Raw genomic sequence first — 15128 nt, forward strand, 5'->3', positions numbered from 1 at the left:
TCGCTTTCTCAGCCATTCACCGCGAGCCGATTATCAGGTGCCGTGCGGTTACTGGCCTAAAAACTCAATGGACGATTCTTCTAGTTCAGGTCTGCCGCTCCAGCAAAATCATTTGTTTGCATCGCAGCCATAGATGCGATGAATAGTGAGCGCGACGAACAGCCCACGGCTTTCGGCGTTGACGGGATCGCAATAGCGCTTTCTTTCAGAACTTCTGCTTTGCCCGCTTCGGCATAAAGTAGGTTCGGATATTGACGAGTGCTTCTGCCACGGCACCAGCATCCTGGCGGGTCGCTTTCCGTTTTGTCTCGCCGAGCTTGCGGATGGGCGCGATGATATCGCCCGTGACGGCATGGCCTCGAAGAACCGGCTGCCAAAGCCTCGGCGCGTATCCTGTTCCCAGCAAAAAGCAGAGGTCCCAGTCGAATGGATCAAAGGTCTGATCATCAATCCTGGTGAACCTGGGCCGGTGGTCTTTCGGTGTTTCGGAAAGGCTCGCAGAGATGCGGTTATACTCTGCAACGATCGTCTGTACGGCCTGATGTTCTGTTGTCTCCATCGGCAGGTTGAGGGCATCCGGACCGGTCAGTTCCGGTATCCATTTGCGTGGGTCGATGAACTTGGGACCGATGATGAGAGCCGTAAGATAACCATCGAGACCGCTCATTGACCAGATTGGCGATGCTGGACGACGTGCCTTATAAACGCCTCGAACGCCTCATCATCAAGCTTCGGTCGTGCGGTCGTCTCTTGGCCGTTGTGCGTCATGCCGCCCGTCGCTCCTGCTCTGTCATCGCCTCGCGCTCAGCCTTCCAGGTCCAAGGCAGGAGACTTTCCATCTCGTTGGCTTTCACCTTGCCCGCAATGATGCGTTCCAGCACATCGTCAAGCCAAGCCTCGGGGTCCACGCTGTTCAATTTACAGGTGTTGACGAGCGATGCGAGGACCGCGAAGGTCTTGCCACCGCGCTCGTTGCCCACGAACAACGAGTTCTTCCTCGTCAGGGCCACCGATTTCATCGAACGCTCGACCACATTGGAGTCCACTTCGATCCGGCCATCCTCCAGGAAGGCTGCCAGTCCGCTCCAGCCCAGCGCCGATTTAGCCGACACCTCGTCGCGCAGTTCGGTGAGATGGACGTTCAGTTCTCTCATGACCGGAGCTGCCTCGCGACGCCTCACGACGAGCCGGATATCGGCACTTTCGCCGAGCAGTCTCGCTTCAATCCGATAGATCTCGGCAATCCTGGCAAGGTTTGACAAAGCCTCCGAAGAGCCGGTCAGCTTGACGACATCGACGAACTTCCGCCGGGCATGGGCAAGCCAGAAGGCCAGCCGCATCGGGGCGATATTGCTCTTGCCCCGACGTTTGACCATTGTTTTATAGGCTTGGTATCCATCGACTTGCAGCACGCCGGCGAATGACGACAATTGTCGCTCGATCTCGCGCGCGCTGCGGCTTTCGGCAAAAATATAGGCGACCGCCGGCGGCGCCGGACCATTCCAGGGGCGGTCGTCAACCGCTTGTGCCCATAACTGGCAGACCTTGGTTCGTTTACGCCCCGAGCCGCGGGAGCGGCGTCTCGTCACCGAATGCCCTCGGCTGCGAGCGGATGAAGGCAGTGAGCGCATCATAGAGAAGCTCCAGCTACCAGGCGACCCGCCCGACCCAGGCGCAGAGCGTCCCGCGATCGATGATGACGCCGCAGGAGGCCAGCATCTGCGCCTGTCGATTGAGCGGGAGATGTCAGGCAAACTTCGAAACAGCGACATGCGCGGCAAACGCCGTGGTCACCATGCCACCGTCCATCACGCGCGCTGGTGCCGACGCCTGCACAACAACGCTTTCGCAGGCCCGGCATGCATAGCGCGGCCGGATCGTCCGTTTGACCCGGACAACCGCGGGCACGATGTCGACCGCCTCGCTGACGTCCGTGCCGATGCAATGCAGTTCGAACGAACAGCACGGGCAAGTCTTGCTTTCCGGCTCGATGACCTCGTCATAACGCGGAAGGTGCTTGGGCAAGCGGCCGATATTGCGGGCTGGTGATCGCCGTATCTGCGCTTTGTCGTCACCGACCGGCGCGACATCGTCATTGGCAGCAACGGGAATGTCGCTCACATCGCCAAGGTCGAGCATTGCCTGCGTCGGATCGATGATTGTCATCTTCTCCGATTTCGTCCCGAAGAGCTGGCGCTCGAGGAAGGCCACGCGCGCCTTGAGATCGGCATTCTCTTCGTCGAGCGAGAGAATGATCCGGGTCAATCGCGCAGCATCCTGGGGCAAGGGATCGGGTCGAAGCGGCATGACAGACCCTGTCATATGAGCCTGAATCTTTAAGCCAAACCAATCGAATCAGCCTGCTTTTGAGGGTTTCCTCACCGCGTTTCGTTTGACGCGCGTCCAGTCAATGCCGGCCAGCAAAAGCGAGAACTCCTGGGCACTCATCTGCATCGCGCCATCGCGGATCGGCGGCCAAACGAACTTGCCCGCCTCCAGCCATTTCGTTGCCAGGATCATGCCTGATCCATCCCAGTAAATGCAGCGAAGTCTATCCAGACGCTTGGCGCGGAACACGAACACGTCGCCGCAATAGGGATCGGCCGCAAGAGCTGACGCCACCAAAGCCACCAGGCCATTCATGCCGCGCCGGAAGTCGACAGGTTGCGTCGCAACCATGATCTTCACGCCATTTGGCGAAACTCCGATCACCGGCACCCTCTCAACGCCGCCACCATCGCTTGTGCCAGCTCAGGCGCTACCGAGCCGATAACCGTCATGCGCGCGCCAGCAAGCTCGATCTCAATCCGACCCGCGGCGAAGTGGGCAAAATCCGACGGCGAGCTCTCGGGAGGCGTTCGATCGCCAACCACCGTCACCGGCACGAACATCGCCTGCTGCGCGCAGGTCTTGGCAGAGCGAAGAGAGGTCAGGCCAGCTTCCCGACGCCAGACGTTCAGCAAGCCGCGATTGACGCCCCAGCGCCGGGCAACGGCCGAGATGTTCACGTCAGGTTCTGCGCTTTCCGCAAGAATCCGCGCATTCTCCTCGTCAGTCCAATTCCGCCGCTGCCGCCGACCGGTGATCACCTCGATCCGACCTTTCCCTCATGCCTGGCTTCATGCATGCCTTCAAGCATGGCATCAGCGCGATCTCCAACCATTCCATTCCGCTCCTATCGATGAAGAAGCTTATCTCGCGGCCTCAATCTCAAAAGGAAAGGTGGGGTGTTTGTCGCGCTCACATTTATGCAGGGCGCGGATGGTACCATGCGGATAATTAATTTGACCCCTCTTCTCCAATGTTACGACTAGAATCGCATTTAGGCCGGAGGAGACAATTAGCACCGCCGCGAGGCTCGTCGCAGTTGTCTCAAGGATGAGCCGGCAGGATTTGGGCCATGAGCTTAACGACGGATTTTATTGCAGAGCTGAGCAGGGCTGCAAACGGCGTAGAGAAACTCACGCATTATGAGGTAAGCCGCCTCTTAGAGCTATCAATCGATACCATCCGCGACAAGCGTAGGCAGACTGGCGTCGCAGGAATACACAGTGCTCGAGACGTTCAGATTGATCTCAGGTTATCCTCGGAGCGCGCTCGCGACCTGCTGCCGGAACAAGTCCAGGACGCTCTCATGGACGCAGCCGACGTCCTTGGGTCATTGAAAATCGTACTGGACCGGGACTGAGCGAGTTGTTGACGTCACTTGTCCCGACTGAAGCCGATCTGGGACAGCGTACTTCATTAATCAAGCCCGCAACAAGTCATTGCGGCAGGATCCCGCCGGTCACCACGGCATTACCAAGGAAATGAATGTATACTGGGGCCTAAAAGGCTGTGACAACCTAACCGCTTCCTGCGTTCTTGGGGCTTGCGCCGACAATACCGCTGCTGAAGAACGCACTCTTTCTGTTTGGCATGTGTCATGGTTCGATGGACGTAGCTATGAACAGCTGGGCGAGTGAGGTGGAGAAATACATGAGGCGGTCAGTGATGTAGTCGCCATGTGGAATGTGGGGGCTGTGGGCGCGCAATCGACAGCGGGGGTGGAAATCGCTTGAAAGCGAGCTATCACATGACCGCCATCTGCAAGCACGTAGCCGAGGCGCACGCCGGCCGCGCGAAACGTTCAGCGCCGCACGCAGGTCTTCGACTTGCTGGTCTGGCGCATGATCTAGACGAACTCACTGCCGTTATCCACGTCCAGGACCAGAAGGGGAAAAGGCAAACCGGCGCGGATGCGCTCGAGTGTCTCAACGACGAAACTGCCTTTCCGAACCACAATCGGGCAGCCTCCGTCCAGCCGGTGGTGATATCGGTCAGCACCAAGCTGTGAATGAAGCTGCCGCGGTTGGCATTCCCGCAATGGTCAACCAAGTCCATTTCCATGCTGCCGGGAAGCGGTTCATTTCAATCGGCGAACGTCCGCATTTTGATCTGACGTTTTGGTTCTGGTACGATGCGCGGCTTTTTTGCTCGGCTGCTGTGCCTCGGCATCCTGAGTAGGCGGTCGATCGTCGCGGCACTCATCGACAGCGTCTTGTGCCGAATCTCCTCCTCGAGTTTCAGGTGACCATTGCGTTCCAGCGCGGGCAATAAGACCGGCAACAACGCCTTGAGGCACTTGCCGCAAACTCGATCGGAAGCCTCCCACAGCACGATCATCGCGCTCCGAGCGGCCTCGTCGTAAAGCGGCCGGCGCTGACGGACCTGCCGGCTCGTCGGCGCCGGCTGATGATTCAGAACACGGATGGCGGATTTCTCGTGATATCCCGTCGCGGCAATGAACTCCTCCAGGATCCTGCTTTTCTCTTTTCCGGTCGCATTGGCGAGTTCCATGCGCATCGTGCGCGGCATCGCTGTTGTCATCGTGATACCCTCCCTGGCGGTCAGGGTATCCATCACGTGCAGTCACAAGTAACATTCTAGATGAGGAAACGAACGCGCTTGGTAACATTTTCACTGAGGCAACGCGACTTGATGTTTGGCGCCGATTTTATGACATTAGGCGTCGCCGAAGTAAGGCAGTCGATACGAAGAAGGGCAATACGCCAAAAATGAAAAGTATACCAAAATGGAACATCACGTCGGCGGCTGGCCGGCCGAACATTGCCGGGCGAATGAGGTCGATCGCATGTGCCAGCGGCAAGAATGTCGCCATCTGCTGAACTTTACCGGGCAATTGAGTTGCCGGGTAGACAGCACCGGACAAGAACAGCATCGGCGTGAGAATGAGGGTCTGGTAGAAGATGAAATAGTCGTAGCTGGGCGCGAGCGCCACAACGATCATTGCCAGACTCGCAAACGCGATTCCGGTCAGGGCTATCACCGGCACCACATAAGGAATGGATGACCAAACCGCATAACCCAGAATGGCTGCGACGACCGCAATCGCAGTTCCGGCCAAAAGGGCCTTGGTGGCTGCCCAGGCGACTTCTCCCAGCACTACGTCGCCAAGGGTCATCTGCGTGTATAAGATCGCCTCCCAACTGCGTTGATCGCGCATGCGCGCGAAGGCCGCATAGATGGTTTCGAACGTAGACGCCGTCATCGCGCTAGCCGCGACCATGCCAGTTGCCAGGAAAGCAATATATGACATGCCTTCGACTCGTCCGACCATCAAACCAAGACCGGTCCCCAGACCAAAAAGATAGACCATGGGATCTGCTAGGTTGCCGAGAATTGACACAAGCGCGGCTTTTTTCCACGCGAGGTAGTTGCGGCGCCACATCGCAGTCCAGTTCCAGCCATTGGCAGGCAGAACTGCCGCATAATTTTCCCACATCTTTCAATCCTTCATCTCGCGCCCAGTCAGTCGTAGAAAAACGTCCTCGAGATTGGGGGGGCGCTGTAAAAGACGCAGATCCGTACGCTCCCGCAATTGTATTCGCACCTGCTCAGGAGCGGAGGAGTAACAAAAGAGGGTTTCTCCGCTTACCTCAATGCGCTGCGCGCATGTTTTGATACGCGCGCGCAGTTCATGTGGATTGCCGCCATTGATCTCAATGACTTGGCAGCCAATCTGCTCGTCGATCAGCTCTTGGGGCCGACCTTCGGCGATCTTCTGTCCTTCTTCAAGGACGCATAGCCGGTCGCATAACCGCTCTGCCTCCTCCATGAAATGCGTAGTAAGCAGGATCGTCTTGCCGCGTGCCAACAGCGAGCGCAGCCGCTCCCAAATCAGGTGGCGCGCGTGCGGGTCGAGACCGGTGGTGGGCTCATCTAATATGAGCAGTTGTGGGTCGTTGATGAGCGCGCGTGCCAGCATCAGGCGCCGTTTCATACCACCGGAAAGGCCTGCGACCCGCGCATCCGCCTTACTCTCAAGTCTGGCAAACTCTAGGAGTGACGGGATAACGGCTTCGATCTGACGGGTGCTCATATTGAAGTAGCGCCCAAAGACCAACAGGTTCTCACGCACTGTGAATTCCTGATCAAGGTCGTCGAATTGCGGAACCACCCCAATGCTTGCCCGCGCCAGACGAGCCTGCGCAGGCACTGGTGCGCCAAGCACCGTGATCTTGCCTGCGTCGGGCGGCGTCATACCAAGGACCATGCGCGCAATCGTGCTTTTGCCGGCACCGTTGGGCCCGAGGAGCCCGAAGCACTCTCCTTTTTTGACGGCGAACGAAAACCGATCGACAACAGTTCGGTCGATATAGGTTTTCGTGACGTCAATCAAACTGATTGCTATCGCGGCCATGTGCTTGCCGAGAAAGCCGTGCAGTCCACCGGGGATACATCGGTTTCGCTCGTCCTTGTAAGCAGCAAGCCATCGCACCATACGTGGCCTATTTGTCCCCACTCGCAAGCCGCTGCAGCGTCGGGGAAAAAACCCCGGCCGTGATAGTTGGCACTCGTGTTGCAAAGCAGCGGAATACCGGTGAGACTTTCATATTCGGCCAAAAGCTTCGAGACTTCGTGCTCGGAGTTTCGCGAGATCGTTTGAAGTCTCGCAGTTCCATCAAGGTGCACTACAGCAGGGATCCGTGCTCGCCATTCCGGGCGTGTCGTATGATCGAAGAGCATGTAGGGATCTGGAGTGCCGGGGTCGAAGATATCCTGTGCGCGGTCTTCGAAGCAAATTGGGGCTACAGGCCGGAAATGCTCGCGGAATTTCACTTCGTTGAGATGATCCTTCATTTGCGGGGAAGTCGCGGCGGCCAAGATGCTTCTGCCTCCCAACGCCCGTGGCCCAAGTTCTGCACGGCCGGCAAGAAAAACAACCGGTTTGTTAGATGCCAATATCCTGGCGAGTTCGGCCAAGGTGCATGGAGCAGCTTTCCACCCTGGCGGGATCGCGCTACTCTTCAGCTCAGGGCCGCTGTAAACTGACCAGTCAAGCGGAGCGAGACCACGCTCGACAGCAAGCGCGCAGCAGGCGGCGCCAATAGCCGATCCGCTGTCGTTGGGAAATGGGGGCACCCAGACTGATTCAAACAGACCACTGGCTCTGAGCGCGCTGTTCCATTTGATGTTAAGGCCGCATCCGCCGGCCACGCACAAGTTTCGGGATTCGAATTGCGACTGCGTCTGTAAAGCAATCGTCATCTCTCCAACGAGGAGGTGTTCAAGGAAAACATGAAATGAAGCAAGTACATCCTGGGGTTTTTCAGACTGTAACCGGGACGCGCTTGCGTCGAAGTAATCATTCACGCGTGCAAGCAATGCGTCTGCATTATGAATGTTTTCCCTATAACCGACCGCGCGCAGCGTTTCTCCGGCGAAGTGTTCCTTGTAGAGCTCCCGAAACACGTTTAGGATGTTCTCCTGAGCCGCGCCAAGTGCAATGTAGGCCATTAGCTTTCCAGCGACACCCAGGTCCCAGCTTTTTGGATCCGCCTTCCTGTACGGCCCGAAGTGATGGCCGGCGACAGCATAGGCATGACCTATCATCGGGAACATGCACTTGATTGATCGGATCCCTTTGGGCTCCGCATAGTAGAGCCGTGGAAATATGCAGCCATCCCATACCAAGCAGAACGAAGGTTCTCCGGCTCTGGCAAACGGACTGGTGCAGTACGCGGAGACGACGTGGCTTATGACGTGCGGAAAACTTTTGTAGGGGAGGATCGAACCGCTGAGCGAGAGACCCGAGCTGTCATGGGACTTTAGAGGGCTCTCTGGCCACCGTTCGATATAGGGAGCTCCACTGAGAGTTATGGGGAGGCCTTCGCTGAAGACCTGGAACTCTGATTCAAGTTCTCCGTCCCACCCGTCGATGACGAATTGATCAACGTCCCCTACGCTCAAACCGTGTTCGTTCAGGGCTTGGACAATCGCGTCAAGGCTGTCGATAGCTTGATAGCGGAGATTGTTGTTGCGCTTCTCCTGCTCAATACAGAAGATAAGTTTCCCGTCTTCGATGAGGGCAACTGCACCGTCGTGTGTGAGTTTAATTCCGCAGATGCGCATAAGATCTCCATATCTAACGCGGTAGCCGGATCATTGAGAAACGGGGTGGCGATATCGGGTAAGCAAACAGTCTTCGTTGGTGGTTTGGCCGACGCATCGCACACGATCAATTTGGACCAATTCCTGATCCAACATCGTAATGACGGTTTCGGCACCAGCCACGTGACCCCAACGTTGGCAGCTCGCATCACCTGCCGATCCGAATATTAGATGCCCGGATGGCGCGAGCATTTGTGCCAAGTTGCGGACAGCCGTTCGCATCTCAGCAACGCTCTCAAGGTAATAGAGCACCTCAGCTACCACGATCAGATCAAAGAGTTTTCGTGCCGAGAACTGGAGGATATCGCGGCTTATCCAGGAGATATTCGGCGGATCCTTTAGTCGTCGACGCGTTCGAGCGAGCGCATGGGGCACCACATCAATTACGGTGAGTTGCTCGCAATGCGGCGCAAGTCTTTCGGTGAACGCCCCGGCTGCGCATCCGACTTCGAGCGCGTTTGTTATTGATTGCTGCGCAAGCGCCAGCCGTAGCATTTGACTATGTCGCTCCTGCTCGAACGGGTTGCTGTCAAGCCGCCATGGATCGTCTTCAGCCAACTCATCATGCAGCAACTGATAATGCTTTTTCTGATTCAACTTCCTGCACCTCTTTTGGCCAATCCCGCAACTGATGTTAGGTTTGTCCGCCTTCAGCCTCGCCGTCAGCTGGAACATCCAAAGCCGACCAAGACTTCGGATGCTCGCGAAAAGGTTAATCCATCGGTAGAGATTTAAGGGATGATGTTTCCGCGCTGCGGGGGGGGGGTTGCAAGACATCAGTGCGAGAGAGCCAAGCACTATTGCTTAACGTACACAGCGCATATGCTTTAAGGGGAAGAATGAGGAAAAGGTTGATTGGCGTGTGGGCAGCGAAAGTTAGAAATCGAAGCTGGCGAGCGCGAAGCGCAGCCACACAGGTGCGCACCACCGTCATGAATGCTATCATCGTTATCGTCGACCACGGTATCGTGGCTGCCACCGCAATCTGCGCAAGCCCCATCAATACCGACACAGCAAGAAGCAGCGGCCCGAGATTCTGCCCGATCACGTCCAATGTTAGATACCGGTCAAGCCTGCGTAACAAGCGCAGCGCTAGCAACGTGTCTCGGAAGGTGCTGCGCGCCCAGCGCAACTGTTGGCGCAGATACGATGCGAGCCGGTCTGGCACGACTGTGGCTGCAATGGCATCCGCAACATACTCGGTCCGAAAACCAGCTTTGAGCATTAGGATTGTAAGATGACGGTCCTCACCAAAATCGCTTGTTTTGCCGCGAAACAGTTGCGTCTCGTATTGGTCGAGCACCAAAAGCAGTGCAGATCGGCGGTACATGGCGCATGGACCACAACAGCACATCACCGCACCAAAACGTGCCTGTGCCGCCCGCTCCTCGTTGCAGGCCAGCCAGTATTCCATGTCGATCAGTCGTGTCAGCCATGTGTCGCTGCGATTTCTGGCTACTAATTGTCCCATAACCGCGCCTATCGATGGATCGCGCATCTTGTGGACGAGCTTCGTGACCATGTCGGGAGCAAGCGTGGTGTCTGAGTCGACGTTTAGAAGCAAGTCACCGGATGAGCGGCGTATCGCGGCGATCTGCGCCTTGCGCTTTCCGGCATTTGTAGGGAGCAGAATGAAGTTGAACCGCGGATCTCCCGCATATGTGTTGTGTACGGGTGCGAGGTCCTCGCGGTTTGTAGAACCATCATCTACCACAAAAACCTGCAGCTGCCCAGAATAATCCTGATTTGCGACAGACTCGAGGCACGCCGAGAGAATGTCCGGGTGTTCATTGAAACAGGGAACAATCACGTCGACGCTTGCCAGCGCGGCGGAGGGGGGGGGGCTTTCGGAAGAGGCAGAAAAAGAACTTGCCGTTGGGGCATACAGGACCTGCATGCCCTTATAGACGCCAGAAAGAAGCGCATACAACGAAATTGCCACCGTGCCGGCTGTACCAAATAGATCCATGCAGATACCGTCCGTTAATTATCCTGGGAGAGCGTTCGGATGACAAAACCACGGTCGTGCAACCCGGTAATGACACGGGAAAGCGCCATGAGCGTCTGGTCGCGCAAGCCAGAAAGCTTGTGTCCTACAAGCTCGTTAGGGGGGCACCCGTCGTGCAACAGCACGATGGCGCCTGGCTCGACTGAAGCCAGCACTGCATCAACAATGGCGTTGACACCAGGGCGCGACCAGTCCCGCGGATCTACGGACCAATGTACAGCTTGGAGCCCCATGCGCGCTGAGATGCTTAGCACGTTTTCGTTCCAGAGCCCGTATGGAGCGCGGATAAACTTGGGTTCAGCCTGAGGAGAGGCCGACTTGATGGCCTCTCTTGCTTCGGTGATCTGATATTTTATTTCCTCGATTCCGCATGTCGTCAGATCCGGATGGGTCATAGTATGGTTGCCAACCTCGTGCCCTTCGGCAACGATTCGTCGGATAAGTTCTGGTTGATCCGCGGCATAAGCACCGATGACGAAGAACGTAGCGGGTACGCGTTGCTCCGCCAGAACATCCAGGATATCAGGCGTGCAATATGGGTTTGGTCCGTCGTCGAACGTCAGATAAACGCTACGGTTGGCGCTGTTGCCCGAGACTTTGCAACTACAATCCAGCTGTTTCATAGCTCTGGGCCATTACGATCAATTAGCGTGCCGGAAGGCCACTCGTTCATTGAGCGCGCTATGGGAAACACGACAGCGAGGGGGTCCTCAATTCGCGTGGCTGGCAGATCGAGGTAGACCTCTGGGAGAGTGGAGCGGACGCGGACCCCTGGGAGGATGGTCGCAATACCGCCGCGGCACAGTCTCTCAACGTGCTTGTACAGCGCGTGCCGAACCGTGCCGAACGCGAATGGGACGCCGAGCCGCTGCAACTCCGGATACAGCGTAAACATTGAATGACTAAGCCCAAGTCCTTCAAGATCGGCACGCACTCCCCACAACCCCAGTTCCCCCACCAGGAGATCCACCTCGCCGACCTTGATGAAACGCCGCAACATGCCCATGTGGGCGGCAACGCCATGCGAGTCGTAAGCAATCACGCGCATTTCAGGCCGCGCTCCGGCCCAACTCCGGCCACCTTCGAAGGGCATTGCATTGAACGCGCCTGTCGGCCCGTAGGTATTACGAAAGAATGCAGAAAGTTCTGCGTGATCATCGACCTGCAGCTCATTTTCCCAACAAAGTTTCCATTGCACGTCAGCAGGCATTTTTGTCTCTCTATGCTTCTGGCAAAACTTGCGGTTATCCGCACGCGTCTAGTATGCAGCATATGAATAACCAGTGGTATTAGTTCTATGCAGTAATGGCTGCAATCAGTGAAATTGATTGTTTGGATGAAACTCATCCATCCCGTGGATGGAGCATATGTGCAGAACCTGTTTGGCCCGCGATCGGTTTCTTCTCCACTTGCAGCTCCTGCGTGCTTTGGTTAATCAAGCATCAAACTTTTTCCGAACGCAGATGGTCCAGTTGGAGCTGCGCATGGATGTCTTGCTACTCTAGCTTCGGTAAAGCCGAGATGGTAAACTCGCGGTCGTTGCTATACTTCCCTGAACGCTAGAACTGCGTTCAGGCCCCCCATGGCAAAGGCGTTGCTTAGCGCTATTCGAATCTTCCTTTCACGCGCAACATTTGGCGTGACGTCGAGATCGCAATTGGGGTCGCGTTCATTGTAATTTGCCGTGGGCGGAACGATCCCTTCGCGGATCGCCATCACACACGCAATCATTTCGAGGGCGCTCGCCGCACCCAGGCAATGTGCGTGCATGGACTTGGTAGACGAGATCGCCATTGAATATGCGCGCTTACTGAAGACGTGCTTGATCGCTGCCGTCTCGACTTCGTCATTCGCTTTGGTGCCAGTGCCGTGCGCATTAAGATAATCGACGTCGTCAACATTCAACCTCGCATCTTTGAGACAGGCGCGCATCGCTGCTTCGGGTCCCTCAGCCGCCGGCGCCACAATGTCGAAGGCATCCGCCGAAACGCCGATACCGGCGATCTCAGCGAGGATAGATGCGCCACGTCGTGAAGCGTGCTCATAGCTTTCCAAGACGGCCATGCCTGCACCCTCTCCAAGCACCACTCCCTTGCGGTCCGCGGAGAAGGGGCGACAAGTGTCCGGGGCAAGTATGCGCAGAGCCTCCCATGATTTCAGCACGCCCCACACAAGCGGCGCATCGCTGCCGCCGGCGAGCATGATGTCGGCCCGTCCAAGCCTGATCTGATCCGCCGCCAAAGCAATCGCGTGATTAGCCGAAGCGCAGGCAGACGTTGCGCCAAAAACTGGTCCGCGCAGACCGAATTGCATGCTGACCTGGCCGGCAGCTGCGCAAGGCATCACCTTTGGCGCCGTAAGAACTTCAGCCCGCTTCGCGCCACTCAGAAGGAGTGCGCGGTAATTCTCCTCAATCGCCTCCCAGCCGCAGACACCGACGCCAACGGCGGCACCAAAGCGGTGCGGATTTCCTTCTTCACCGGAGAGCCCGGCCTGTTGCATTGCTTCTCGCGCGGCAAGCACGGCAAGAAGACTGAAGCGGTCCATGGTCGCGAGCTGCCTTCGACTGATGTCGTGCTTCGGCAACGTCTTGATCTCAGAGCCAACGACACCCGCCAGCTCACGGAGCTGAGGATTGGCCATCGGCCCGATGGCGGAGACGCCTTTACACATGCTACGCCAGATAGAGGCGGCATCCGTACCGAGCCCGCACAACCCACCAACTCCGGTGATAACGACGCGCCCATCCATTCAAGCCTCCTTGGCAAGCAAGCTTCGGACAGCCACGACCACATCGCCGACCGTCTGTAGGTTCGACCAAGCATCCGCCGTATTCATCTCGATCTTGATGTTGTAGGCTTGCTCAAGGTCCCAGAGGATATCAGCGAACGCAAGAGAATCGAGGCCGAGCGAGGTCAACTCGGTTGCCATAGTCAATTCGGCGCTCGGAGTGGCGGTTGTCGACTCATCTCGCTCCGCTAGCGCGCGATTGTTGATTGTGGCAATAACCTCCCTAGCAAGTTGATCAGACATACTGTTCCTTTCATCATAAGTTTCAATTTAGACGCCGCCTGATCCTGAACTCGTTGCTGAATTGAACCCAGCAAGCTCGTGCCGTCGATCAAGCCGATTGTGAATGGAAATCGGATGTGAGCCGGCCGGATCTTGGCTGAGCATCGAGACCATCGAGGGTTGCCATTGCCCTGAGCATCAGTTGCTTTTGCTATGCAGCATTGATGGGGATAAGAAAAATCTATTGTTTCGATTGCAGCCATCCATACCCTGGATGGAAGGATCTCTTTGTTGAGGCGGATGGAGCGGATGCGCGCCTAGACTAGATGCCGTAATGGGCCGGCGTCTCATGAGTAGCCAGTTGGGTGGCTGTCCCTCAGAATGATGATGTTTGGAAACGAGGTCCGAGCGATCGGCCTCAAGCATCATGAGAGGAACAGCCATGGAATATTATGCAGGAATCGACGTCTCGCTGAAAGAGAGCAGCGTGTGCGTGGTCGACGCGACGGGCAAGTTGGTTCGCGAGGTCAAGGTAGGCAGCGAGCCTGAATGCCTGGTCGGGTATTTTGATCAACTGGACTTTCCGGTAGAGCGCATCGGCCTTGAAGCGGGGCCGTTGTCCCAATGGCTACACGCGGCTCTCGTTGCTGCGGGTCATGAGGTGGTTTTGCTGGAAACGCGGCATGTGAAGGCGGCGCTTTCGGCGATGACGGTGAAGACCGACCGCAAGGATGCACGGGGGATCGCGCAACTGCTCCGCATGGGGTGGTATCGTCCGGTCCACGCCAAATCGTCGCCGGCCCAGGACACTCGGGCTCTCCTGGTTGGCCGCAAGCTTCTGCAATCCAAGCTGCTCGACGTCGAGCTCAGCATCCGGGGTATCCTGCGTGGCTATGGATTAAAGGTCGGCGAAGTCAGCCGAGGGCGTTTCGAGGCGCGCATCCGCGAACTGATTGCAGGGCATGCGATATTGTCGATGGTGATTGACGCGATGCTGACGGCGCGAGCAGCGCTGTGGAGCGAATTTACGAAGCTGCACCGCGAGATGCTCAGGATCGCCCGCGCCGACAGAGTTTGCCAACGGCTGATGAGTGCGCCGGGTGTCGGTGCCTTGGTTGCGCTGACCTACCGCTCCGCGGTCGATGATCCAGCCCGGTTCGAAAAGTCCAGCACAGTGGGTGCCTACTTCGGGCTGACGCCGAAGAAATATCAATCCGGCGAAACTGATCGCGATGGCGGTGTCAGCAAGGTCGGCGACGCGATGGTGCGAACCGCATTGTTCGAGTCTGCGCACATAATGCTGACGCGGGCGACGCGCTTTTCCAGTCTAAAGCGCTGGGCGCTCGATGTGGCCAGGCGTCGCGGGATGAAGCGCGCGAAGGTTGCCCTCGCACGCAAACTGGGTGTCGTACTTCACCGCATGTGGATGGATGCGACGTATCCATCCGAGGTGGGCCGCGGGACTTGGGGTCTCGCGCGTGGTAGCATAGCAGAATGGAGATCGACGAGGACAAAATCGATGACGCGGTCCTGTGTGATCCGTTGAACAAGTCGAAGTCGCTGGTCCTGACGGACGAAGGTCTACGGCGTTCGGAAGAACTATTCCGCCGGTTGTTTACACGGTAAAATCCAGTTTCGGCTTTCACCCACAGCC

Annotated in this window: 14 protein-coding genes and 4 pseudogenes; 4 read left to right on the forward strand and 14 right to left on the reverse strand. The window is 57.1% G+C overall.

Translation table 11 applies throughout. From position 1 onward, the window contains the following. Positions 1-205: 205 nt before the first annotated feature. From NBG89_RS29395 to tnpA, 4 genes and pseudogenes are all read right to left on the reverse strand, one after another. Positions 206-768 (reverse strand): annotated as a pseudogene (locus tag NBG89_RS29395) (UPF0149 family protein). After that, a pseudogene (gene tnpC / locus NBG89_RS29400) lies at positions 765-2307 on the reverse strand (IS66 family transposase). Before tnpC ends, NBG89_RS29395 begins: the two co-directional pseudogenes overlap by 4 nt. A gap of 48 nt (positions 2308-2355) precedes the next feature. Continuing rightward, on the reverse strand, positions 2356-2712 hold the full coding sequence (gene tnpB, locus NBG89_RS29405; RefSeq protein ID WP_192239914.1) for an IS66 family insertion sequence element accessory protein TnpB: 357 nt from the start codon (positions 2710-2712) through the stop codon (positions 2356-2358). Next, a pseudogene (gene tnpA / locus NBG89_RS29410) lies at positions 2709-3163 on the reverse strand (IS66-like element accessory protein TnpA). The gene tnpB and the pseudogene tnpA overlap by 4 nt, the downstream one beginning before the upstream one ends. A 237-nt stretch (positions 3164-3400) precedes the next feature. On the opposite strand from tnpA, the gene NBG89_RS29415 reads away from it, so the two are divergent. Together NBG89_RS29415 and NBG89_RS29420 are read left to right on the forward strand one after the other, a co-directional pair. Then, positions 3401-3688 carry a hypothetical protein gene (locus tag NBG89_RS29415; protein WP_416068545.1) on the forward strand — a complete coding sequence of 96 codons (288 nt, stop codon included), beginning with the start codon at positions 3401-3403 and terminating at the stop codon, positions 3686-3688. 387 nt (positions 3689-4075) lie between these two features. Beyond that, positions 4076-4336: a hypothetical protein gene (locus NBG89_RS29420; protein ID WP_416068544.1), complete on the forward strand. Its 261-nt coding sequence runs from the start codon at positions 4076-4078 to the stop codon at positions 4334-4336. A 74-nt stretch (positions 4337-4410) separates the two neighbouring features. Here NBG89_RS29420 and NBG89_RS29425 read toward each other — a convergent pair whose 3' ends face one another. From NBG89_RS29425 to NBG89_RS29470, 10 genes are all read right to left on the reverse strand, one after another. Further along, entirely contained in the window at positions 4411-4845 is a 435-nt protein-coding gene (locus NBG89_RS29425; protein ID WP_431324652.1) for a hypothetical protein, read from the reverse strand. Positions 4846-4996: 151 nt separating this feature from the next. Continuing rightward, positions 4997-5785 carry an ABC transporter permease gene (locus NBG89_RS29430; protein WP_416068542.1) on the reverse strand — a complete coding sequence of 263 codons (789 nt, stop codon included), beginning with the start codon at positions 5783-5785 and terminating at the stop codon, positions 4997-4999. Positions 5786-5788: 3 nt separating this feature from the next. Further along, positions 5789-6703: a nodulation factor ABC transporter ATP-binding protein NodI gene (gene nodI, locus NBG89_RS29435; protein ID WP_416068541.1), complete on the reverse strand. Its 915-nt coding sequence runs from the start codon at positions 6701-6703 to the stop codon at positions 5789-5791. Then, a complete protein-coding gene (nodU, locus tag NBG89_RS29440) occupies positions 6691-8415 on the reverse strand; it encodes a nodulation protein NodU (protein ID WP_416068540.1) in 1725 nt (574 codons plus the stop codon). The genes nodI and nodU overlap by 13 nt, the downstream gene beginning before the upstream one ends. A gap of 30 nt (positions 8416-8445) precedes the next feature. Beyond that, positions 8446-9051 carry a nodulation methyltransferase NodS gene (gene nodS, locus NBG89_RS29445; RefSeq protein WP_416068539.1) on the reverse strand — a complete coding sequence of 202 codons (606 nt, stop codon included), beginning with the start codon at positions 9049-9051 and terminating at the stop codon, positions 8446-8448. Between the two features lie 115 nt (positions 9052-9166). Next, a complete protein-coding gene (gene nodC, locus NBG89_RS29450) occupies positions 9167-10423 on the reverse strand; it encodes a chitooligosaccharide synthase NodC (RefSeq protein ID WP_416068538.1) in 1257 nt (418 codons plus the stop codon). 14 nt (positions 10424-10437) lie between these two features. Continuing rightward, entirely contained in the window at positions 10438-11085 is a 648-nt protein-coding gene (nodB, locus tag NBG89_RS29455) for a chitooligosaccharide deacetylase NodB (RefSeq protein WP_416068537.1), read from the reverse strand. Continuing rightward, a complete protein-coding gene (locus tag NBG89_RS29460; protein WP_416068536.1) occupies positions 11082-11672 on the reverse strand; it encodes a NodA family N-acyltransferase in 591 nt (196 codons plus the stop codon). Before NBG89_RS29460 ends, nodB begins: the two co-directional genes overlap by 4 nt. Before the next feature lie 332 nt (positions 11673-12004). Then, positions 12005-13213: a beta-ketoacyl-[acyl-carrier-protein] synthase family protein gene (locus tag NBG89_RS29465; protein ID WP_416068535.1), complete on the reverse strand. Its 1209-nt coding sequence runs from the start codon at positions 13211-13213 to the stop codon at positions 12005-12007. Then, complete coding sequence (locus NBG89_RS29470) at positions 13214-13495, reverse strand: acyl carrier protein (protein WP_416068534.1); 282 nt, start codon at positions 13493-13495, stop codon at positions 13214-13216. Positions 13496-13916: 421 nt separating this feature from the next. Here NBG89_RS29470 and NBG89_RS29475 point away from each other — a divergent pair. Next, positions 13917-14912 (forward strand): annotated as a pseudogene (locus NBG89_RS29475) (IS110 family transposase); the annotation flags it as partial. A gap of 56 nt (positions 14913-14968) precedes the next feature. After that, the gene (locus NBG89_RS29480; RefSeq protein WP_416068533.1) at positions 14969-15100 is read left to right on the forward strand and encodes a DUF6429 family protein; all 132 of its coding nucleotides are present in this window, start codon (positions 14969-14971) and stop codon (positions 15098-15100) included. The last annotated feature ends 28 nt before the right edge of the window (positions 15101-15128 follow it).

This window comes from Rhizobium sp. YTU87027 (genome assembly GCF_050644135.1).
In the GTDB taxonomy this organism is placed as follows: Bacteria; Pseudomonadota; Alphaproteobacteria; order Rhizobiales; family Rhizobiaceae; genus Rhizobium.